The sequence below is a fragment of the Flavobacterium sp. NRK1 genome (assembly GCF_024054175.1).
In the GTDB taxonomy this organism is placed as follows: domain Bacteria; phylum Bacteroidota; class Bacteroidia; order Flavobacteriales; family Flavobacteriaceae; genus Flavobacterium.
Genome location: NZ_JAMXLA010000001.1, coordinates 862,147 through 881,339 on the forward strand (window position 1 = coordinate 862,147; position 19,193 = coordinate 881,339).

The window sequence follows — 19,193 nt, forward strand, 5'->3', positions numbered from 1 at the left end:
CCGTAAAATATTAACAGAAAAAATATGTCTATTTCAGATCTATTCGATAGTGGATTTAAGAACAGGAATAAAGGGCATTTTTCTGCAATCGTAAGGGTTGCTATGGAAAATGGCCACCTAAGCACTGAAGAACGCCACTTTCTTGACAAATTAGCTAAAGAGCTTGAAATCTCTAATGATGAGTACAAGGAGATTCTTGAAAACCCTTTAAGATACCCTATTAATCCGCCGTACTTGCATGTACACAGGCTGGAGCGTTTGTATGACCTTTCAAGAATGGTATATGCAGACCATATTCTTGGTCCGAGACAAAAAGAAATACTTACACGTTTTGCACTTGCATTAGGTTTTACACCGGGCAACGTACACTACATTGTTGACAAAGCTTTATCATTACTTGTATTAAACGTAGATTTAGACACTTTTCTTTACGAAATGCAACACATGAACAAATAAAAAATCCCGCATTTGCGGGATTTTTTATTTTATCTAAGCCTATCTTCCATATTTGCCCATAAACTCTTCTGCTTTCTCTACCATGTTGTAGCTGCCACAGAAAAACGGCACACGCTGGTGCAATTCTGTAGGCTGAATTTCCATAATGCGCCCAAAACCATCAGAGGCTTTTCCTCCTGCCTGTTCGGCAATAAAGGCCATCGGGTTGCATTCATACAACAATCTTAGTTTACCATTAGGTGCCTTAGAGCTTGTTGGGTATATATAAATACCGCCTTTTATCATATTACGGTGAATGTCTGACACCAGGCTACCGATGTATCTTGAAGTATAAGGCCTGTCGCCTTCTTCAAGCTGGCAGTACTTGATATAATCTTTAACCCCTTGCGGAAAGTGCACATAATTCCCTTCATTAATAGAATAAATAGTTCCATCTTTAGGAAAGGTAAGGTTAGGGTGAGAAAGGTAAAAAGTACCAATAGCCGGGTTAAGGGTAAATCCGTTTACTCCATTACCTGTAGTATATACCAGCATTGTAGATGTACCATAAATAACATAACCCGCTGCGACCTGACTTGTACCCGGTTGAAGGAAATCTTCAAGTGTTACAGGAGTACCTACAGGCGTTACCCTGCGGTAAACCGAGAATATAGTTCCTACAGATACATTAACATCTATATTTGATGAACCGTCAAGCGGATCCATAAGCACTACATATTTATTATTGTGTGCCCCGTCATTACCTTTAATTGTAATAAAGTCGTCATTCTCTTCAGAGGCTATACCGCAAACAATTTCACGGTTTATAAGCGTCTGCATAAAAGTTTCATTGGCATAAACATCCAGCTTCTGCTGATCTTCACCCTGAACATTCTGCTCTCCAAATTTACCTATTATATCTACCAGTCCGGCTTTATTAACCTTGTAGTTTACAACCTTAGCGGCAAGCCGTATTGAGTTGATAAGCCTTGATAATTCACCTGAAGAATATTTGAAATCTTCCTGCTTTTCAATTATAAATTCGCCAAGCGTTTTATTACGTTCTTCCATTACTATATCGTTGTAGTTGTGTTGAGGGCACAAATATCGATATTTTTGTGATATTAAAATAATTTATTATTTAGAAGCAATTTTGCGTGTATTTTTGCCCAAATTTTGCTCATGTTAATACGAAAAGGACACATACAGGATGTACCCGCCATATTAGAACTTATAAAAGAACTGGCGGTTTTTGAAAATGAACCCGATGCCGTAGTGGTAACCGAAAAAGAACTGGAGCGCGATGGATTTGGCAGCGCACCTTTATTTAAAACTTTTATTGCAGAAGTTAATAATGAAGTTGTGGGTATGGCACTTTTTTATTACCGTTACTCTACATGGAAAGGCAAAACAATACATCTGGAAGACCTGATAGTAAAAGAAGATAAACGCGGAACCGGAGCAGGCAGCGCACTTTATAAAGAAGTGATTAAGTTTGCCAGACAGGAAGGCGTACGCCGTGTAGAATGGGCAGTGCTTAACTGGAACACCCATGCCATAGATTTTTACAAGCGATCTGGCGCTACTATATTTCAGGACTGGTTAACCGTTCAGATGGACGAAGAAGGAATTACAAAGTTTACAATAGATTTATAAACATTTTCAGAATGAAAGTATTCAAATTTGGAGGTGCATCTGTAAAAGATGCTGATGGTATTAAAAATGTGTATGATGTTTTAGGAAAAGTTGGCCACGAAGACGTGCTGCTGGTTATCTCAGCTATGGGAAAAACCACAAACGCCTTTGAGGCGGTTATAAAGAACTATTTTGAAAAGTCACCCGAGCTGCAGGCATCTGTACAGGAAGTAAAAAAATACCATAACCAGATTTTAATGGATTTGTTTGAAGACGACAACAATCCTGTTTTTGCAGCAGTAAATGCCATATTTACAGATCTTGAGAACTTTCTTCAGCATAATAAATCACCTAACTACAATTTTGTATATGACCAGGTGGTGAGTTTAGGAGAGGTACTTTCTACAACAATTGTAAGTCATTATTTTAATGCACGCGGACTTAAAAACCAGTGGATCGATGTTAGAGAATATATTAAAACGGATAACACCTACCGTGATGCAATTGTTGACTGGGACCAGACACAGAACAATATTAAAGGACTTAAGAAAAAGACACTTAATATTACACAGGGCTTTTTAGGGTCTGATGAAAACGGATTTACCACTACTTTAGGAAGGGAAGGATCTGATTATACTGCGGCAATTTTTGCTTACTGTTTAAATGCAGAAAATGTAACAATATGGAAAGATGTACCGGGCGTTATGAATGCTGACCCGCGTTACTTTGAAAACGCAATACTGCTAAATCAAATTTCATATCGTGAGGCTATAGAGCTTGCTTTTTACGGAGCCACAGTTATTCACCCAAAAACATTACAACCGTTACAGAAAAAAGAAATACCACTTTTTGTAAAGTCATTCATTAATCCATTATTACCGGGCACACGAGTAAGTAAAGGTGCCGATCTTGAACCACAGGCTTCCTGCTTTATTGTAAAAAAAGACCAGCTATTAATCTCGCTTTCATCGTTAGACTTCTCATTTATAATGGAAGAGAACATAAGTGAGATATTTATGCTCCTGCACAAATACAAAATCAAAGTAACACTTATCCAAAATACGGCTATTAGCTTCTCGGTATGTGTAGATGATAAATTTGGTAATTTCCCGGAACTGAAAAGCATACTTTCTAAAAAATTCCAGGTTACTTATAATGAGAATGTATCGTTATATACTATACGCCATTTTACCGAAAATTCTGCCGATGCTGTCGCAAAAGGCAAAGAAGTATTGGTAAAACAAATAAGCCGCGAAACACTACAGCTTGTTACTAAGGAAAGCGCGAAGTAGATAGTTTGCAATATTAAGTGCTTCTTAAAACATACCCTGCATATTTAGCAGGGTATGTTTTTTAAACGTATAATCGCTATTAAATATAGCCTGTCTTCATGGTGCGTAAAAAATAAGAAATCTTACCTAACACTTCCGCTTCTTAATTCTTCCCTTTAAATACACTACTTTTGCATTTTTTGAGTTTATAGTGTACTATGCTGAAAAACGGGCTTTTACTGGTGTTTTTATGTTGTGTTTCCGCACTTTACGGTCAGGAAATCACTACGCCCTACAAAAACCGTAAAATTGTAGTTACTCAGGACACTATAAAAATAGACAGTGTAAGCATTAATAAAGCCTTTTTTAAACTTAAAGACACCAAAGGCAATGATATAGATACCAGCTTTTACAAAGTAGATTTCCGTAATAGTACTTTGGTTTTCAGAAATGGATTTACTTCGCAGGACACCCTTACTTTACGTTATCTGTCATACCCAGATTATCTTACCAAAAAATACAGTATTTATGACGAAAGCCGTGTTGTGAGCAATGATGCGTCAAGGCCCAACCTGTATAAAGTCACCCGAGACCAGCTTAGCACCTATAAGCCCTTTGACGGATTAACTACATCGGGCAGTATAACACGGGGAATTACAGTAGGCAACAACCAGAGCGCTGTAGTAAATTCTAACCTTGACCTTCAGATTACCGGAAAAATATCCGATAAAGTAAGCCTTCGCGCATCAATTCAGGATACCAATATACCTTTACAGGAAGGCGGTTATTCGCAAAAGCTTGATGAGTTTGACCAAATCTTTATTGAAATGTTTACTGATAAATGGAACATTCGTGCAGGTGATCTCTTCCTTGAAAACCGCCAGTCGCGATTCCTTAATTTCAATAAAAAAGTACAGGGGCTTTCTACCAACTTTACATTTGGCGGGGAAGACAATAAAACCTCTGTTTTTGCTGCTGCTGCATTAGTGCGCGGCCAGTATGCTAAAAGTACTTTTACAGGGCAGGAAGGCAACCAGGGCCCTTATAAACTACGCGGCCCGAATGACGAATTGTATGTACTTGTAATATCGGGTTCTGAACGGGTATTTGTAAACGGTATATTACTGGAACGTGGAGAAAACAACGATTATATTATAGATTATAATGCCGGTGAGGTTATCTTCACCTCATTGTTCCCTATAACATCTGAAATGCGTATTAATATAGAATACCAATACTCGGAACGCAGTTATACACGTTTTGTAACTTATGGCGGCGTAACCCATGAAGCTGAAACCTGGAGCATTGGCGGATTTGTGTATTCTGAAAATGATGTAAAAAACCAGCCGTTGCAACAAAATCTATCGGAAGAGCAGGCTGCAATATTAAAAAATGCCGGAGATGATGTAACCAAAATGACAGCGCCTTCAGCTTTTATAGATTCCTATTCTGAAAATAAAACACTGTATAAAAAAACAATAATAGACGGTGTAGAGGTATTTGAATATTCTAATAATCCTGATGATGAACTGTATAATGTTCGTTTTAGCCTTGTGGGCAATAATCTGGGTAATTACATTTTAGCAAATGCTGCTGCCGTAGGCCGAATTTATCAGTATGTAGCTCCAGTAAATGGTATTCCTCAGGGTAACTATGAACCTGTAGTACGCCTTACCCCACCTACCAAAATACAAATTGCTACGGTATTGGGTAAATATAACCCAAGCGAAAAAACAGTTATAGACTTTGAGGCAGGAATAAGCAATAATGACCTCAACCTTTTTTCGCCTATAGATGACAACGATAATCAGGGAGTTGCCGGTAAAATTAATGCTAAACAACGTTTATATACCGGAAAGTGGGAACTGGATGGCTTTGCTAATTACCAGTTTATACAAAAAGATTTCCGTACTATAGAACGCCTGTTTAATATTGAGTTTAACCGCGACTGGAATCTTGCAAATATTGTTACTACAAATGGCGATCAAAGCTATCTGGTTACAGGTATAGCTTTTCGTATTCCTAACAAAGGACAGGTAAACTACCAGCTTGAAAAATTAGACTTTGCCAATGCCTTTAATGGAATGCGCCATGTAGTAGATGGCGGTTTTAATTTTAAAAACCTGATTATACAAAATCGCGGCAGCTGGATGCATAGCGACAGCGACTACTCTACTTCCTCTTTTATACGTAATGAGGCACTGGCTAAATACCATTTTAGTAAAAACTGGATTGGCGGTACTGTACGGCTGGAAGATAATCAGGAAAAAATAAAGCCATCTAAGCAACTCAGCACATTAAGCCAGCGCTTTAATGAGTTTGGTGCTTTTATAGGCCGTGGAGACAGCACAAAAGTATATGTAGAGTTGGGTTACCTGCAACGTGCCAATGACAGCCTTGTAAACGGGCTGCTTAAAAAAGTAAACACATCACGATCTTATTACCTGAAATCGAGATTACTGCAAACCGAAAAAAGCGACCTTACCGTTTTTGTAAACTACCGTAACCTTAAATTTGAAGATCCTGCTATAAAAAGTGAACCGTCTTTAAACTCGAGAGTATTGTATAACGACAGGTACTGGGATCAGTTGGTACAGGTAAATACAGCGTATGAAACTACATCGGGTACAATAGCCCAGCAGGAATTTACCTATCTTGAAGTAGATCCCGGTCAGGGCGTTTATACCTGGAACGATTATAACGGTAATGGCATACAGGAATTGCAGGAATTTGAAGTTGCACCTTTTCCTGACAAAGCTACATTTGTACGTGTGTTTTTGCCCAATCAGGTATTTGTGCGTACCCATCAGAATAAGTTCTCACAATCGGTTACATTGAACCCGAACCAATGGCAAAACAAAACAGGTTTTAAAAAATTCTTATCTTATTTTTATGATCAGGCTTCTTTTTTAATTGATAGAAAAATAGAACGCGATACTGATAATTTCGATCTTAATCCGTTTTCATCAAGTGAGAAAAGTTTACTGGGGCTTAGCTCAGGCATACGTAACAGTCTTTTTTACAACCGCGGAAAGCAGGATCATTCTGTAACCTATACCTATCTAAAAAACAGGGCAAAAACCCTGCTTACCATCGGCTCTCAGGAAAACAGCAGCCAGAGCCATCAAATGCAGTATGCACATCTTGTTCAAAAAACATGGCTTTTCGGCTTTTTAGGTCAGACAAACAAATCAACCTCGGCTTCTGAAAATTATGGCACTAAAAACTACAGAATAGAAGGTTATGCCCTTGAGCCTAAAATATCATACATCTTTTCGCGTAATGCAAGTTGGGATATTTTTTATGAATACAATAACAAAGAGAACCGCCTTGGTGAAATGGAAACACTAAACCAACAACGCGTTGGTACATCATTTAGCTATGCTTCAGAAAAGCAGTTTACTGCAAATGGCGAATTTTCGTTATATAAAAATGATTTTAACGGTAACCAGCTCTCACCTGCTGCTTACCAGATGCTTGAAGGGTTGCAACCCGGGCAAAATCTTACCTGGAGATTATTGCTGCAAAAAAACCTTACCCAGTTTCTTGATGTTAACGTAAGCTATCAGGGACGTAAAAGTGAATCTACTAAAGCAATACATACAGGAAGTGTACAATTAAGGGCTTATTTTTAATTTACCCGCCTATCAATAAAATTTACAGGCTTACGGCTCATAGGGTTAAACATAATACTATTAAGCTCTTCTAAGGTTGCAAAAATAATTTTAGGCGTTACCCTTAGCTTTGCCCTGAAATGATCTTTTATCTGTACCAATAATTCTTCTGTAGGGTTTATTGCCGCAGCTTTAATGAGTATTTCATCTGTACCCAGGCCGTTAGTACTTATCTCTATAATATGGTTTTGTATTTCGGGGAAAGACCTCAACAAATCAATCATTGCAGGCGGATATAAAGTAGTACCTTTATATTTTATCATTTGTTGTTTTCTTCCCACTACCGGGCCTATCCGCATACTGTTCCTTCCGCATTGGCAGGGTTCAGTATGCAGCTGTACAATATCGCCTGTTCTAAAACGTATTAACGGCATACCCTCAATACCCAATGTAGTTACAGTAAGCTCACCAGCTTCTCCGTTCTTTACAGGATTATCATTTTCATCAAGTACTTCAGCAATTATAAGTTCGGGATGATGATGCCCACCACATGAATATTCGCACTCGGCAAAGGCAGTACTCATTTCAGTAGATGCGTAGGTAGAAAACAATTTAATATTCCATTTTTCCTTAATCTTCTGTGATAATGTATTATCTGAAAAATCCTGATTACGGAGTGGCTCACCAATACATATAGCGCCTTTAATACTGCTTGCATTATAATCTATGCCATTAGCCTCGGCATATTCTACAAGTTTTAAAAGAAATGACGGTACTGTAATTAAATAAGACGGATTATATTTTAAAATAGAATCCCATTGCAGTTCCGGCACTCCGGCCCCTACCCTAATAACACCCGCTTTAATTTTGCGTAAGCCTAAAAAGTAAGCAAGCCCCGCCATAAAACGCCTGTCTATTGTTGTCATTAACTGCACAACATCGCCTTCTTTAATTCCGGAGCATATAAAAGATATAGCCTCATTATAGGCCAGTCGTTCAAGGTCTTTATCGGTAAGTCCAAAAGTTACCGGACGCCCTGATGTGCCCGATGTAGTGGTATAATCTATTATGTGCGATTTAGGTACGCATAAAAAATCATCATTATATTCCTGCAACTGCTCTTTTGTGGTAACTGGCAATTGCTGTAAATCTTCCAGCTTAACTATATTTTCTATAGCAATGGCATTATTACGAAAAAGCGAACTGTAATAGGGTGAATTTTCGGCAGCATAATATAAGGCCTCTTTAAGTCGCTGCTCCTGATATGCTTTTATTTCTGCTAATGATGCCTTTTCTATAGAAGGAATATCCATGCTATTTTAGTTTCTTATTTATCCTTTTAAGATATTCTTCTGTTTTCTCTCTGTCAGGAAGTGTTGTAACTTCTTTAGTAAGTGCTCTTTTAAATTCAGCACTTGCGGCAGTATAATATCCTTTATTGTAAAGATATACTCCTGCTTTGTAATACACCAGCCAAAAATCAGGATTTAACAACTGATAATCCTTTATGAATTCAGTGTCTAAATGATGTTTGTTATTTATAGCTTTATCAACAACTCTATCCTGAATTCTAAATTGCTCATACTTTTTAAAAGCTTCAGAATCTATAAAATCATCTTTAGGAATGGTTAGCGAATCTATAACCATAGACTGCAAAGTATCTGAATGTTCTTTGCCAAAAACAGCATTCAGATCATAAGCTACATACTCACCCAGCTGATAAGGATTAGCAGATACCCAAACCAGTTTTTGTTCCGGTTTAAATACTACAGAGTGGTGCGCCAGCAGCTGGTTAATAGCTTTTTCATTACCATAACCCAGCAAAGCATCTTTTAATCCATCCTTATTACGCATAATAGCTGCTGCTTTTACCGGATTTACTTTATCCTGTTCAGCCAGTAGTTCGGTCATTCTTTCGAAGCGATATTCAGAATGACTGTTTTGTATTGTACTATTATTGTTTTCGTCATCTTTATAAGCCTCACTCTGAAAATGATTGGAGCATATTAACTGCGAAGTATTATCTACATCATATACTCCAAACTTTTTAGGCGAAACTTCTATAAGCACCGCTTTATGATCATGAGCGCTCCCTACCATAATACTTTCCGATACAAAAACCTCTCGTTTCTTAGCAATGGCAACAGCTTCATCAATATTTTTAGCATACTGCAAGATCTCACGGGAAAGTATAGATATTGGTGTTTTAGCGATTATTGGCATATCTGATTTACCAGCATTAATAGTAACCGTAAGTCCTTCACTATTCATTCCTGAAAGGTTCCCTATCATACCTGCCCAGCCCACCGACATATAGGCGTAACCTTTATCTGGCTTAACAAACGATATTATCTTATTTTTTGCAAATTCATCTCCGGCGTAAAAATCGAGATTACGCGCTATAAGCAGGGAACCATCTTCGGTTTTATCATCCCATGCTGCAAAAGATGTGCAGCCCACTAAAGCCAGATCACTAAGAGCATGCCCAATATCGTGGGCCGCATGCAAATATAAAACGCGCAAATAAGGTGGCGCTACATTATCATACTCATGAGATACATATTGCGACAGCCCATAAATTTCTGTTTTATATTCCTGTGGTACATGCAGATATAATTTTCTGTTATACCATTTTAAAAACTGCCTTAGCAGGCTTTGCTTAAATTTAGAAGGTACTATTTCTTTTACCTTATCCAGAAAAACGTGCTCCTGAAATTTCATCAGATCTTCAGATATTGCGCCTTCGGTCAAACCTCTTTCCAAAGCATCACCCTCAACATACATTTCCCAAAGGCCGTAACGGTTCTTTAGCAGAAAGTTTTTACCACTTATAATTAAAGTATCATTCTGCTTTTGGATAACAGGAAGCGTAGAATTATAACCCTCAGTTACAGGTTTATCATGAAGTGACTTATATGTACCACATGATGCCAGCAGTAATGCTGAACAAAATAATAAAAATACATATATACTCCTTTTCATAACCCGTACTACAAGTTAACCTCGCTGTTTATTTTATTTATAAGATAATCTTTACCTACAATTTCACCGCATGTTACTACGGCTCCTATGGTTACGCCCAATACACCGTGCATATTAATGCTTTGCCCGGTAAAATACAAATTATCAATTTTGGTTTTGGCCGAAATAAAGGTCTTCATAGGGTTGTTTGAATCTTTTACATATCCGTACAAATTGCCATTATGCCCCCCTATATAATCTCTGTATGATAATGGTGTTGACGCGTGTACCGATTTGATACAATCCCTTATTCCCGGGAATTTTTTCTCTACTTCTTTTAAGAACTGCTCTGTTTTCTGATCTTTAAAACGTTTATAGGCCTCGCCTCTGTCTGTTTCCTCGGCAGCTGTGTTATATGTATGCTGCCATTGTGCAACCTCATTAAAATCCATTGTGGTAATAAGCGTCATGCTTTCAGCATATTCATCCTGTTTTGCCGACACATTCATTGACGCCATATAGCCTTCCGGCCACGACTCCTGTGTAGCATGCATGCTTTGCCATACCAGAGAACTATCTTTAAAATGATAGTAATTATGATTGAGGTATTTAAAGGTATTTGGTTTAAATACTATATAAAGGCTGAAAGCAGAAACTACACACTCTAACCCCTGTACCCTGTTGTAAAATGATTTTCTGAATTTATCTTTGCCTATAAGATTAAGCGTAGTTTTAGGCTCTATATTAGATATAAATATATCGCCAAAAACTTCTGTACCGCCTTTAGTTTTTGCCGAAACGAGCTTATTATCTTCAAAGCCAAAACCTGTAACTTCTTTGTATTTATAAGTTTCTCCTCCGTATTTTTTAAGCTGTTTTATAAGCAGCTTGGTAATCTGGCTGCCACCGTTAATACACCGCCAGGCACTTTGCATATAAGAATTTACAGAAAGGGCATGAACATATAAAGGCGATTTATCTGCTATACCTGCATATAGAAAATTAGAACCCGCCAAAACTGCCCTTAGTTTCTCATTTTGGGTAATGCTGTCTATATACTCTTTTGCATTTTGAGCCAGTACTTCAGGGTCATATTTTACATCACTGTTGTTAAGATTGTACAGTGGAAACGTGTCGCAGGTAGCTATCAGCTTTTGGCAATAAGCCTTAAGGCTTTCTTCTTCATCAGGAAAATATTTTAATAGCTGTTTTACAAAGTTATCATATCCCTGTGCATGTGGGTATTCCTGTTCATCATTATCAAACGAAATAATATCATAAGCATCCTCATCCATTCTTTTTAGCCTGAGGCCGTCCATTATACCTATATATTTAAAATAGCTATAAAGGTTTTGTTCCTTATCAAGTCCGCCAATATAATGTACCCCTGTATCAAAAATGGTTTTATCTCTTACAAAGGTCTGCAGGTTACCGCCAAACTGATTGTTTTTTTCCAGCACACAAACGCTGTATCCTTCTTTTGCTAAAATAATAGAAGATACCAATCCGCCTAAACCGCTTCCCACTATAACAACATCATACTTTTTTTTCATCTGCTTATCGCTTCCTGGCTATTACAAAACTATCTTCTTCATATTCAATATCAAAACCATCGGGCACTATAACTTCAAATGGTTTTATAAAAATAATACGTTCAGCCTTTAATGCTATATTCGTGTTTATTATTACTGCTTCTGCAATAATAACCGAATAATTTGTCTTTTCAGCATCCTCAACTGAAGAAAGATAATAAATATCCCGTTTTGTATTTATGTAGTTCGTCTTGGCAATTTCCCTTTTTTCCTGATTTTCTATATAGCAGTATATTTTTCTCTGAGGCTCCTGCAGGGCTAAAAGCACACTCGTTTCACCATAATTATCTGCTATATGCAATATGGTTTCTTTTGACCCTACAAAGCTGTTAAGCCTGTGATATATTGCAATACTGTTTTTTACATTACTCTTTACGGTGTCAACAACATCCGATTCTTTGTAAGCAAAGCTATGCAGTATTTTTCTTTTAAAATAATCAGGCGCTTCCCTTTCAGTTCGCATAAGCCTGAACTGTTCCTTAAAGTAAGCACCTATACCTTTAGCTTTTTCGGAAAAAGTTACACCAAAACGGCTGTTATCAGGAGCTATACGGTCTAATATCTTTAGCGTAAGGCTTCCGTCATAGATTATGAAATCGCCTTTAGGAAGCACCTCCGAATTACCATGTATAAGTATGGGTACTATATCAAGATTAAATTCCTGAGCCAGGTAAAATGCTCCTTTATGAAAACGCTGTATTTGATTGCTTTTAGATCGTGTTCCTTCCGGAAATACAACTAATGAATATCCTTCTTCCACTTTTTTACGCAAATGTTCTACGCCTCCCTCTATACCCTGCGATACCGGATAAAAACCTGCAAGTTTAACCCCTATTCCAAAAACGGGGGAATTGTAAACCCAGTCGCTTACCAGATAAATTATTTTAGGGCTTAACATACCTATTGCAAGAATATCAAGAAAAGAGGTGTGGTTAGCTATAATAATGGCTGGCTTATCAAAAGTTTCATTATTAGGATTAAGTATCGTTTTCTTTACAAAAGGATTCAGATACAGCACAGACTTCATGAATTTAGACATGACATACCTAAATGCCTGTATTTTCCATTTCTTTTTAAGTGGTAATATATTTACAAACAGCAGACTTATAATGGATAACATAAACGATCCCAATCCATAATACGCAAATAAAAATAAAGATTGCAAAAGTGTTCTTAATTCAAAAGGTGCATTCCCTTTTTTTACCCTTTGGGTAAAGGCAAGCCTGAAAAGTATAGGGTAAAATACAAATGTTATAATAAGGGCTCCAAAAACTCCTATTAACGATACGGAAGAAATAGATTTTAAAGCCGGATGACCTGCAAATATAAGTGCACCTATACCTAACACTGTTGTTAATACAGCCAGTAAAATAGAAGTTCTGTAGGTTGCCATTTCGCTTTTACCCGTAGTAAATTCTTTTTGCAAAGCACTGGTCATAAAAATACTGAAATCTACTCCATGCCCCAACACAAGCGTACATACAATTGTACTGAAAATATTAAGGCGCACATCAAACACTGCCATAATTCCTGTGGTTACAATACCCGTAATAATAATTGGAATACTGCTTATTATTACCAGCTCAATGCGCCTGAAAAACAAAAACAATATAAGTACTATAGCAATAAATGAATAATTTATGAGTGATGTAAAATCGTTTTTAAGGCCTCCCAAAAAAGCTTCATTCATCTGCTGCCTGTCAATCACCATCACTTTTTGCTTTGCTGAAAGCGCCGAAACAACTTTATCTCTTTGCGCATCAGATACTTTTACGACCGAAGAAACAGTATAAAATCCATTTTTCTCGGTTATAAATTCATTTAAAAAAAGTGCTTTTACCTTTAGATAATCTTTAAGGCTAATAGTAGTGAAATTATTACTAAGCAGTGCATAAAAAGGATCATAAGCATTCGGTTTAAAGCCCAGCTTATTACCTTCGGCGATTAGACCTGCCTTAACCTGATCTTTTCTTTGCGGTGTCCAGAAACTATTCCACTTATCAATCTTTTTTTGCTGTTCTCTTTCAGACAGTACTATACCGCCAATAGAACTGTAGGTTAAAAGCTTGTGCTCTTTTTTATCGTTATTAAGCTGATCATAGAGATTATTATTGTTTTGCAGTACGGCGTCGGAATCATTACCATATGCCGTAACATATAATGATTTAGACATAAGGTTTGTAGTGCCCTCCAAATGTTTTTCTGCCAGTTTAATATCGTCAGGAACATAATTAAGCTGAGAAATGTCTTTATCATAAACTACCTTATTAAAAGTAAAGAAACTTATGATTATAATTAAAACACTAACCGCTACAAGCAGTTTATTCTGATGAAATGAAAATCCTGCAAGCTTATCTAAAATTGTATTATGATGTTGTAATTCAGAACTTTTAGGCCTATATAAATGAGGAATAATAAGTAATGTAAATAGCGATGTAACCATAACACTAACCGCAGCAAAAATACCTAAGTCCTGTAATGCACCGGAGTTTACAAACAGCAGGCATAAAAATGCTACCGCAGTTGTGCTGCTGCTCATAATAAGCGGCTTGGTTATATCTTTATAAAGTATCCTTATATCGCTATTATGCTTATAGTGCGTAAGTATGTGCAATGCATAATCTATAGTAACCCCAAGTAATATTGATCCTATACTTAATGATATTGCCGATATTGTTCCTCTTAAAAAATACAGTAGCGCAACAGCAAACAATACCCCAAAAATGGTAGGGATTAAAATAATAAAGGGTATAAAAAACTTCCGGTAATACACCATCAATATCAGCATTAGCAATGTAACAGCTATCATTGTGGTAGTTTGTATGTCTTTTTTTATCTGTTTTGCATTGGCAACAGCAATATTTGTTGCGCCAAAATATTCTATTGCTGCAGTTTTGCTGTAAGACGCATTTAAACTGGCTTTAATAGCATCTAATTTATTAACAAACAGTGTATTCTTTTTGGTTTCATTGCCCGGAAGTTTCGGACTTATAAAAAGCAATACCTTTTGATTGTCTTTTGTTATTACATAACCATCCTGCAAATGAAAATCATCACCCATGCCTAACTGGCGCAGTTTTTTAAGTCCCGTAAATGAAATTCCAAAAGGATCTTTCAGTATAAAATCTTTTGTTACCAGCCCTGATGGCGATATGATAGATCTATAATTAGCATTTACGGCTGCAGCAATACTGTCTGGCTGTAGCTGCAGGGCTATGTGGTTATAATCTTCGTCATCAAGAAACAAGGGCAGGTTATTATAAACAAAATCAAATGTTTCCTGTATATTTTCATCCTCTACCTTACCCTGAATACTGTTTATATATTGCTTACAGCTTTGCAGACTGTCTAAAAAAACATTCGCCACACGTGTAAGATCTTCGGGTTTGGCACCATCCTTCGCATTTATTATAACCGTTATCTTATCCGAAAAATTAAGCTGACTCAGCACTTTAGTTGCTACGTCTGCCTTTTCATTTTTAGGGATAAGGCGTGTAATATCTTCCTCAAAATTAATTTTTGATGCAAAGTATCCAAACAGCAATAACAATCCCAAAGCTATACCGGCAGATAAAACTTTGTTCCTGTTTATAAAAAAATGTATGCCAATAAATATCTTATGCATTACTATGTGTTTTATTTCTATTTGCAGCAATAAGAATAATATATCCTGTCATGCCAAATATAAAAGATGCTGCTGCCGCAAGTATAATACTGCCTACAAGATATTGAGACAAATTTTGTGTTACATAATCTACCGCCGAAGCCTTATCATCAGGAATAACACCCTGCACAAACAAAGATCCTGTTTTTAACGACAAATAAATAATAAGAGGAATTAATGGCGGAACACTTATATTAGAAAAAGCAAAAGCTATAAGTTTATTAAGACGGAATACATAAGCCAGAAAAAGCACTATAATAGTTTGAAAACCCCATAACGGTGCAATACCGATAAATACCCCAAGTGCTATTGACAATGCTTTTTTTGTATTGCTATCGCCACTTTCAAGCACGTTTTCAATAAAAAATTGCTTCAGGCTTTTTTTTTTAAAGCTATATATAAAATCACGTGGTTTTATATATAACAGGCTAATAATAACCAATACTGTATTGAGTACGCTTATTCTTGTAAAGTCTTTAAACGGACGAAAGTGAGAAACCCGTTCATTCATATCATACAAAACCTTTACAGGAACGTTTTTTACCGGAATGCCTTTCCAGGCAGCGCCGACTATTACCTCTATTTCAAATTCAAACTTGGTAGTGAAAAATTTTGACGGAATCTGTTTTAACGGATACAACCTGTACCCCGATTGAGTATCTTCCAGCTTATTACCTGTTTCAAACCAAAACCAAAAGTTAGAAAACTTATTACCAAAGCTGCTTTTTTTGGGTACGCCTTCCTGAGCCATATTGCGGCTGCCTATAAGCAATGCCTCACCATCGCTTTCAATAGCCTCAATAAAAACGGGTATATCATCCGGAAAATGCTGGCCGTCAGAATCTATTGTAATAGCATAGTCATATCCTGCTAAGAGGGCTGTTTTAAAACCTGCACGCAATGCTGCACCCTTGCCTTTGTTTTTAGGCAAGTGAACCTGAACCAGATGCGGATAATTACTTAGTATTTGAGGGGTAGTATCTGTAGAACCGTCGTTAACAACAATTATATTACCTGTGTATTGCAATACACCGTCTATTACCCGTTTAAGGGTCTTGTGATTATTATAAGTGGGAATAATAACACAACACTTTAGCCGGTCTATTGAACTATAATATTGTGGAGCTGTGCTCATTACAAAAATTGCTGTTTTAAATAGTGCGCAAAGATACCCTTTTAATTTTTTTTGCCAAACAGAAGTTTTATTTACAAAAACATTAAAAAACCTGCTAATTAAAAGTAGCTTTTTCTTCTTTTGTAAATGATTTGGAATTATCAACAAACCCCATGGTAAACTCCTTAAGACCTGGCTTCTGTCTTTTATAATTGCTTATTAAAAAAGCTTTGTCTTCTGCTATTTTTTTATTGTAGCCTGTAATTTTCGGAGCATTCTCCTGTATGCTCAGCCTAATTAATCTGGCTTCATAATTATCAGCGTCTCTTTTTATTACTGCTTCCAGTAGTTTAGCACCTTCTGTAAATAACTTTTTTTTAGAAAGCAGCCCTTTTTCATACTTTGCTTTTAAGGTAAGCGATGCTGCCTTGTAGGCTACCAGAGTGGTTTCGGAACTATCGTTGCTCACATCTTTAAGCGATGCATATAATTCATCCGCTGCCTGATCAGATTTAGCGGCGCTTAAAAACTTCTCCCTAACTGATGTGATATCAGTTGGCATAAACAGTATTACAGCTATAAAAAATGAAAGTAATTTCATGACATTTACATTCCTATAAATTATACTTAAATATGGTAAATACTAAGCTATATACCTAATTCCTATTATAAATACAACTTAACTTTAACGCTACTGTATCATTAAAATATGATGTATTTTTCACTTTTACAGTGCCATCATCACTTACTATAATTTCAAGATCCAGTTTTAACTCCGGATTAACTTCAGGGTTAATAAGTGCCATAAACTTTATATTGCCTGCACTTTTCATTGTTAGTTTAGCACTTATGACTTGCTGGGTAAGTTCTTTAATGATTTGCATCATACAAACACCCGGAGTTACAGGGTTACCCGGAAAATGACCTTTAAACACTTCGTGGTCTTTGTTTAAAGTAATAGCAGCAGTATATTTCTGACCCTCTGTATTTACAATTGAATTTATTTTATAAAAATCTTTAAGCAACATTATTTAGTAGTTTTAAAAGTATAAGCAAGTCCAAACTGAATAACACTGTTAAGCTTTATATTATCATAACCGTTATAGTTGCCGTTATAATAATAATCGTCATACGTGTTGCCAAATATGTCAACCAGGCCTAATTTATAACGGGCTTCTAACGTAAGGCCTATAGGCAGTGTATAGCCTATACCGCCACAAATTCCAAGATCTATACCTACAAGGTCTCTTTTTGCCTGTCCTGTAAAATTATCTCCCACTTTAAAATCAAGGGTAGGCCCCACAAGCACATTAAAGCTTTCTGCAAAAGTAAACTTATTCATTACTCCTGCAGAAATGTACTGAATAGAATAATCCTTTTCAACCTTAGCCGGACTTACAACAGGATCAAATGACACATCTTCAAATGATACTTTAGAACCCTGCCTTGAATAATTGATCTCCGGCTGAAGAGTATAAAAACCGGCCAGTTTTATTGCAACAAAACCACCAACATAAAAATCGGCTTTTAAGTCCGCATTAGTATTGGTAATAGTAGAAAGGTTTAAACCGCCTCTAATACCTGGCTGTACAGTTACCTGAGCCTCTGCATGTAATGCAAAAAGGAAAACAAGTATTAAAACAATTTTTTTCATAGTATATTTTTGGTTGGTTTATGATATTATTTGGTTGTCCCTTTTGCATCAAAACTGTATGAAACTCCTAATTGCAATACAACATTAGTATTCCAGTCGTCAACAAAATTATTAGAGTTGTTATAATCGTCTGACTCTAACACATCTATTATACCAAATTTAGCTCTCCCTTCAATAGTTAACCCAAAAGGAAGTGTGTACCCTAAACCTGCCGTTAGTGAAAGGTCAATTCCAGAATTGGTGTTTACATTGCTATAGGTTTCAAAATCAATTGCAGGTCCTGCCATAAGGCTAAACTCATCTGTAAATGTAAATTTATTTAAAACGCCAAACGATAAATAATTTACAGATATATCTGAAGGTGCATGACCAACATCACTAAGATTTGAAAAATCTGCCTTTGCACCCTGAGCCGAATAATTAATTTCCGGCTGTAATGAATAAAACCTCGAAAGCTTAATTGCTACAAAACCTCCAACATAAAAATTAGATTTAAAATCAAAATCCGTATCTGAAAAGCGTGCAAAGTTAACTCCTGCCCTAAATCCCGGCTTAATAGACGTTTGTGCATAAGAAGAAACACTAAAGCAACAGGCAAATACTATAACAGAAATATATTTTTTCATAGTATAGTATTATTTGGTTGTTCCTTTCACATCAAAGCTATAAGAAAGCCCCAGCGAAAAAACAAGATTAGTTGCTGTATTGCCATAGGAATACTGATCATCATTATCATTATAATAATAGGTATCTACAGTTTCAATAATTCCCTTCTTAACCCGTGCTTCAATGGTAAGCCCCATTGGCAATGTGTATCCTAACCCAGCGGTAATACCAAGGTCAACATCATTATAAGTATAGCGTCCAGAGTTTGTTATAATATCAAATGTTGGTCCAACATGTATATTAAAACTATCGCTAAAAGTAAATTTATTTAATCCTACAAGAGAAATATATTGAAGTGATAAATCTATATTATTCTGTGTATAATCTCCTATGCCGTTATCATATATTCTAACATTTCCTTTACCTCCCTGCCTTGAATATGTAATTTCAGGCTGAAGCGTATAAAATCTTGAAAGCTTTAATGCTGCAAAACCTCCAATATAAAAATCGGTTTTTGTATCGAGATCGGTTTCTGTAATTCTGGAAAAATTAATACCTCCCCTTATTCCGGGCCTTAATGTAACCTGTGCGTTTGCAGAAATGGCCGCAAGAAAAAACAATGTAAATAGTAAAGTCTTTTTCATAAT

General features: G+C 36.4%; 15 protein-coding genes. 4 read left to right on the forward strand and 11 right to left on the reverse strand.

The annotated features are described in order from the left end of the window. Positions 1-24: 24 nt before the first annotated feature. On the forward strand, positions 25-456 hold the full coding sequence (locus tag NHE85_RS04165) for a TerB family tellurite resistance protein (protein WP_252809948.1): 432 nt from the start codon (positions 25-27) through the stop codon (positions 454-456). 39 nt (positions 457-495) lie between these two features. Here NHE85_RS04165 and fbp read toward each other — a convergent pair whose 3' ends face one another. Further along, a complete protein-coding gene (fbp, locus tag NHE85_RS04170) occupies positions 496-1,506 on the reverse strand; it encodes a class 1 fructose-bisphosphatase (RefSeq protein ID WP_252809950.1) in 1,011 nt (336 codons plus the stop codon). Positions 1,507-1,617: 111 nt separating this feature from the next. Here fbp and NHE85_RS04175 point away from each other — a divergent pair, with 111 nt between their 5' ends. From NHE85_RS04175 to NHE85_RS04185, 3 genes are all read left to right on the forward strand, one after another. Further along, positions 1,618-2,091 carry a GNAT family N-acetyltransferase gene (locus NHE85_RS04175; RefSeq protein ID WP_252809952.1) on the forward strand — a complete coding sequence of 158 codons (474 nt, stop codon included), beginning with the start codon at positions 1,618-1,620 and terminating at the stop codon, positions 2,089-2,091. Positions 2,092-2,102: 11 nt separating this feature from the next. Then, on the forward strand, positions 2,103-3,362 hold the full coding sequence (locus NHE85_RS04180) for an aspartate kinase (protein ID WP_252809954.1): 1,260 nt from the start codon (positions 2,103-2,105) through the stop codon (positions 3,360-3,362). 197 nt (positions 3,363-3,559) lie between these two features. Next, complete coding sequence (locus NHE85_RS04185; RefSeq protein ID WP_252809956.1) at positions 3,560-6,976, forward strand: hypothetical protein; 3,417 nt, start codon at positions 3,560-3,562, stop codon at positions 6,974-6,976. Here the strand turns inward: NHE85_RS04185 and NHE85_RS04190 are convergent. The 10 genes from NHE85_RS04190 to NHE85_RS04235 all read right to left on the reverse strand — a co-directional run bounded on the left by NHE85_RS04190 (position 6,973) and on the right by NHE85_RS04235 (position 19,190). Continuing rightward, positions 6,973-8,268 carry a phenylacetate--CoA ligase family protein gene (locus NHE85_RS04190; protein WP_252809958.1) on the reverse strand — a complete coding sequence of 432 codons (1,296 nt, stop codon included), beginning with the start codon at positions 8,266-8,268 and terminating at the stop codon, positions 6,973-6,975. The two genes, NHE85_RS04185 and NHE85_RS04190, sit on opposite strands and share 4 nt — an antisense overlap. 1 nt (position 8,269) lies before the next feature. Then, positions 8,270-9,937, reverse strand: coding sequence for a C45 family peptidase (locus NHE85_RS04195; RefSeq protein WP_252809961.1), 1,668 nt, complete (start codon positions 9,935-9,937; stop codon positions 8,270-8,272). 8 nt (positions 9,938-9,945) lie between these two features. Further along, positions 9,946-11,469 carry an NAD(P)/FAD-dependent oxidoreductase gene (locus tag NHE85_RS04200; RefSeq protein ID WP_252809962.1) on the reverse strand — a complete coding sequence of 508 codons (1,524 nt, stop codon included), beginning with the start codon at positions 11,467-11,469 and terminating at the stop codon, positions 9,946-9,948. Positions 11,470-11,473: 4 nt separating this feature from the next. Next, a complete protein-coding gene (locus NHE85_RS04205) occupies positions 11,474-15,133 on the reverse strand; it encodes a 1-acyl-sn-glycerol-3-phosphate acyltransferase (protein ID WP_252809964.1) in 3,660 nt (1,219 codons plus the stop codon). Beyond that, a complete protein-coding gene (locus NHE85_RS04210; RefSeq protein WP_252809965.1) occupies positions 15,126-16,307 on the reverse strand; it encodes a DUF2062 domain-containing protein in 1,182 nt (393 codons plus the stop codon). Before NHE85_RS04210 ends, NHE85_RS04205 begins: the two co-directional genes overlap by 8 nt. Before the next feature lie 94 nt (positions 16,308-16,401). Then, positions 16,402-16,887 carry a hypothetical protein gene (locus NHE85_RS04215; RefSeq protein WP_252809967.1) on the reverse strand — a complete coding sequence of 162 codons (486 nt, stop codon included), beginning with the start codon at positions 16,885-16,887 and terminating at the stop codon, positions 16,402-16,404. Positions 16,888-16,942: 55 nt separating this feature from the next. Then, positions 16,943-17,314: a 3-hydroxyacyl-ACP dehydratase gene (locus NHE85_RS04220; protein ID WP_252809969.1), complete on the reverse strand. Its 372-nt coding sequence runs from the start codon at positions 17,312-17,314 to the stop codon at positions 16,943-16,945. Further along, positions 17,314-17,940 (reverse strand): porin family protein, encoded by a 627-nt coding sequence (locus NHE85_RS04225; RefSeq protein WP_252809971.1) that lies wholly within the window; start codon positions 17,938-17,940, stop codon positions 17,314-17,316. Before NHE85_RS04225 ends, NHE85_RS04220 begins: the two co-directional genes overlap by 1 nt. 26 nt (positions 17,941-17,966) lie before the next feature. Continuing rightward, positions 17,967-18,566 (reverse strand): outer membrane beta-barrel protein, encoded by a 600-nt coding sequence (locus NHE85_RS04230; protein ID WP_252809974.1) that lies wholly within the window; start codon positions 18,564-18,566, stop codon positions 17,967-17,969. A 9-nt stretch (positions 18,567-18,575) separates the two neighbouring features. Further along, a complete protein-coding gene (locus NHE85_RS04235; protein WP_252809976.1) occupies positions 18,576-19,190 on the reverse strand; it encodes an outer membrane beta-barrel protein in 615 nt (204 codons plus the stop codon). Positions 19,191-19,193 lie beyond the last annotated feature (3 nt).

Excerpts from the sequence above, each read along its gene's own strand:
- NHE85_RS04165 (WP_252809948.1), top strand. The coding sequence starts at position 25 with ATGTCTATTTCAGATCTATTCGATAGTGGATTTAAGAACAGGAATAAA.
- fbp (WP_252809950.1), bottom strand. The coding sequence starts at position 1,506 with ATGGAAGAACGTAATAAAACGCTTGGCGAATTTATAATTGAAAAGCAG.
- NHE85_RS04175 (WP_252809952.1), top strand. The coding sequence starts at position 1,618 with ATGTTAATACGAAAAGGACACATACAGGATGTACCCGCCATATTAGAA.
- NHE85_RS04180 (WP_252809954.1), top strand. The coding sequence starts at position 2,103 with ATGAAAGTATTCAAATTTGGAGGTGCATCTGTAAAAGATGCTGATGGT.
- NHE85_RS04185 (WP_252809956.1), top strand. The coding sequence starts at position 3,560 with ATGCTGAAAAACGGGCTTTTACTGGTGTTTTTATGTTGTGTTTCCGCA.
- NHE85_RS04190 (WP_252809958.1), bottom strand. The coding sequence starts at position 8,268 with ATGGATATTCCTTCTATAGAAAAGGCATCATTAGCAGAAATAAAAGCA.
- NHE85_RS04195 (WP_252809961.1), bottom strand. The coding sequence starts at position 9,937 with ATGAAAAGGAGTATATATGTATTTTTATTATTTTGTTCAGCATTACTG.
- NHE85_RS04200 (WP_252809962.1), bottom strand. The coding sequence starts at position 11,469 with ATGAAAAAAAAGTATGATGTTGTTATAGTGGGAAGCGGTTTAGGCGGA.
- NHE85_RS04205 (WP_252809964.1), bottom strand. The coding sequence starts at position 15,133 with ATGCATAAGATATTTATTGGCATACATTTTTTTATAAACAGGAACAAA.
- NHE85_RS04210 (WP_252809965.1), bottom strand. The coding sequence starts at position 16,307 with ATGAGCACAGCTCCACAATATTATAGTTCAATAGACCGGCTAAAGTGT.
- NHE85_RS04215 (WP_252809967.1), bottom strand. The coding sequence starts at position 16,887 with ATGAAATTACTTTCATTTTTTATAGCTGTAATACTGTTTATGCCAACT.
- NHE85_RS04220 (WP_252809969.1), bottom strand. The coding sequence starts at position 17,314 with ATGTTGCTTAAAGATTTTTATAAAATAAATTCAATTGTAAATACAGAG.
- NHE85_RS04225 (WP_252809971.1), bottom strand. The coding sequence starts at position 17,940 with ATGAAAAAAATTGTTTTAATACTTGTTTTCCTTTTTGCATTACATGCA.
- NHE85_RS04230 (WP_252809974.1), bottom strand. The coding sequence starts at position 18,566 with ATGAAAAAATATATTTCTGTTATAGTATTTGCCTGTTGCTTTAGTGTT.
- NHE85_RS04235 (WP_252809976.1), bottom strand. The coding sequence starts at position 19,190 with ATGAAAAAGACTTTACTATTTACATTGTTTTTTCTTGCGGCCATTTCT.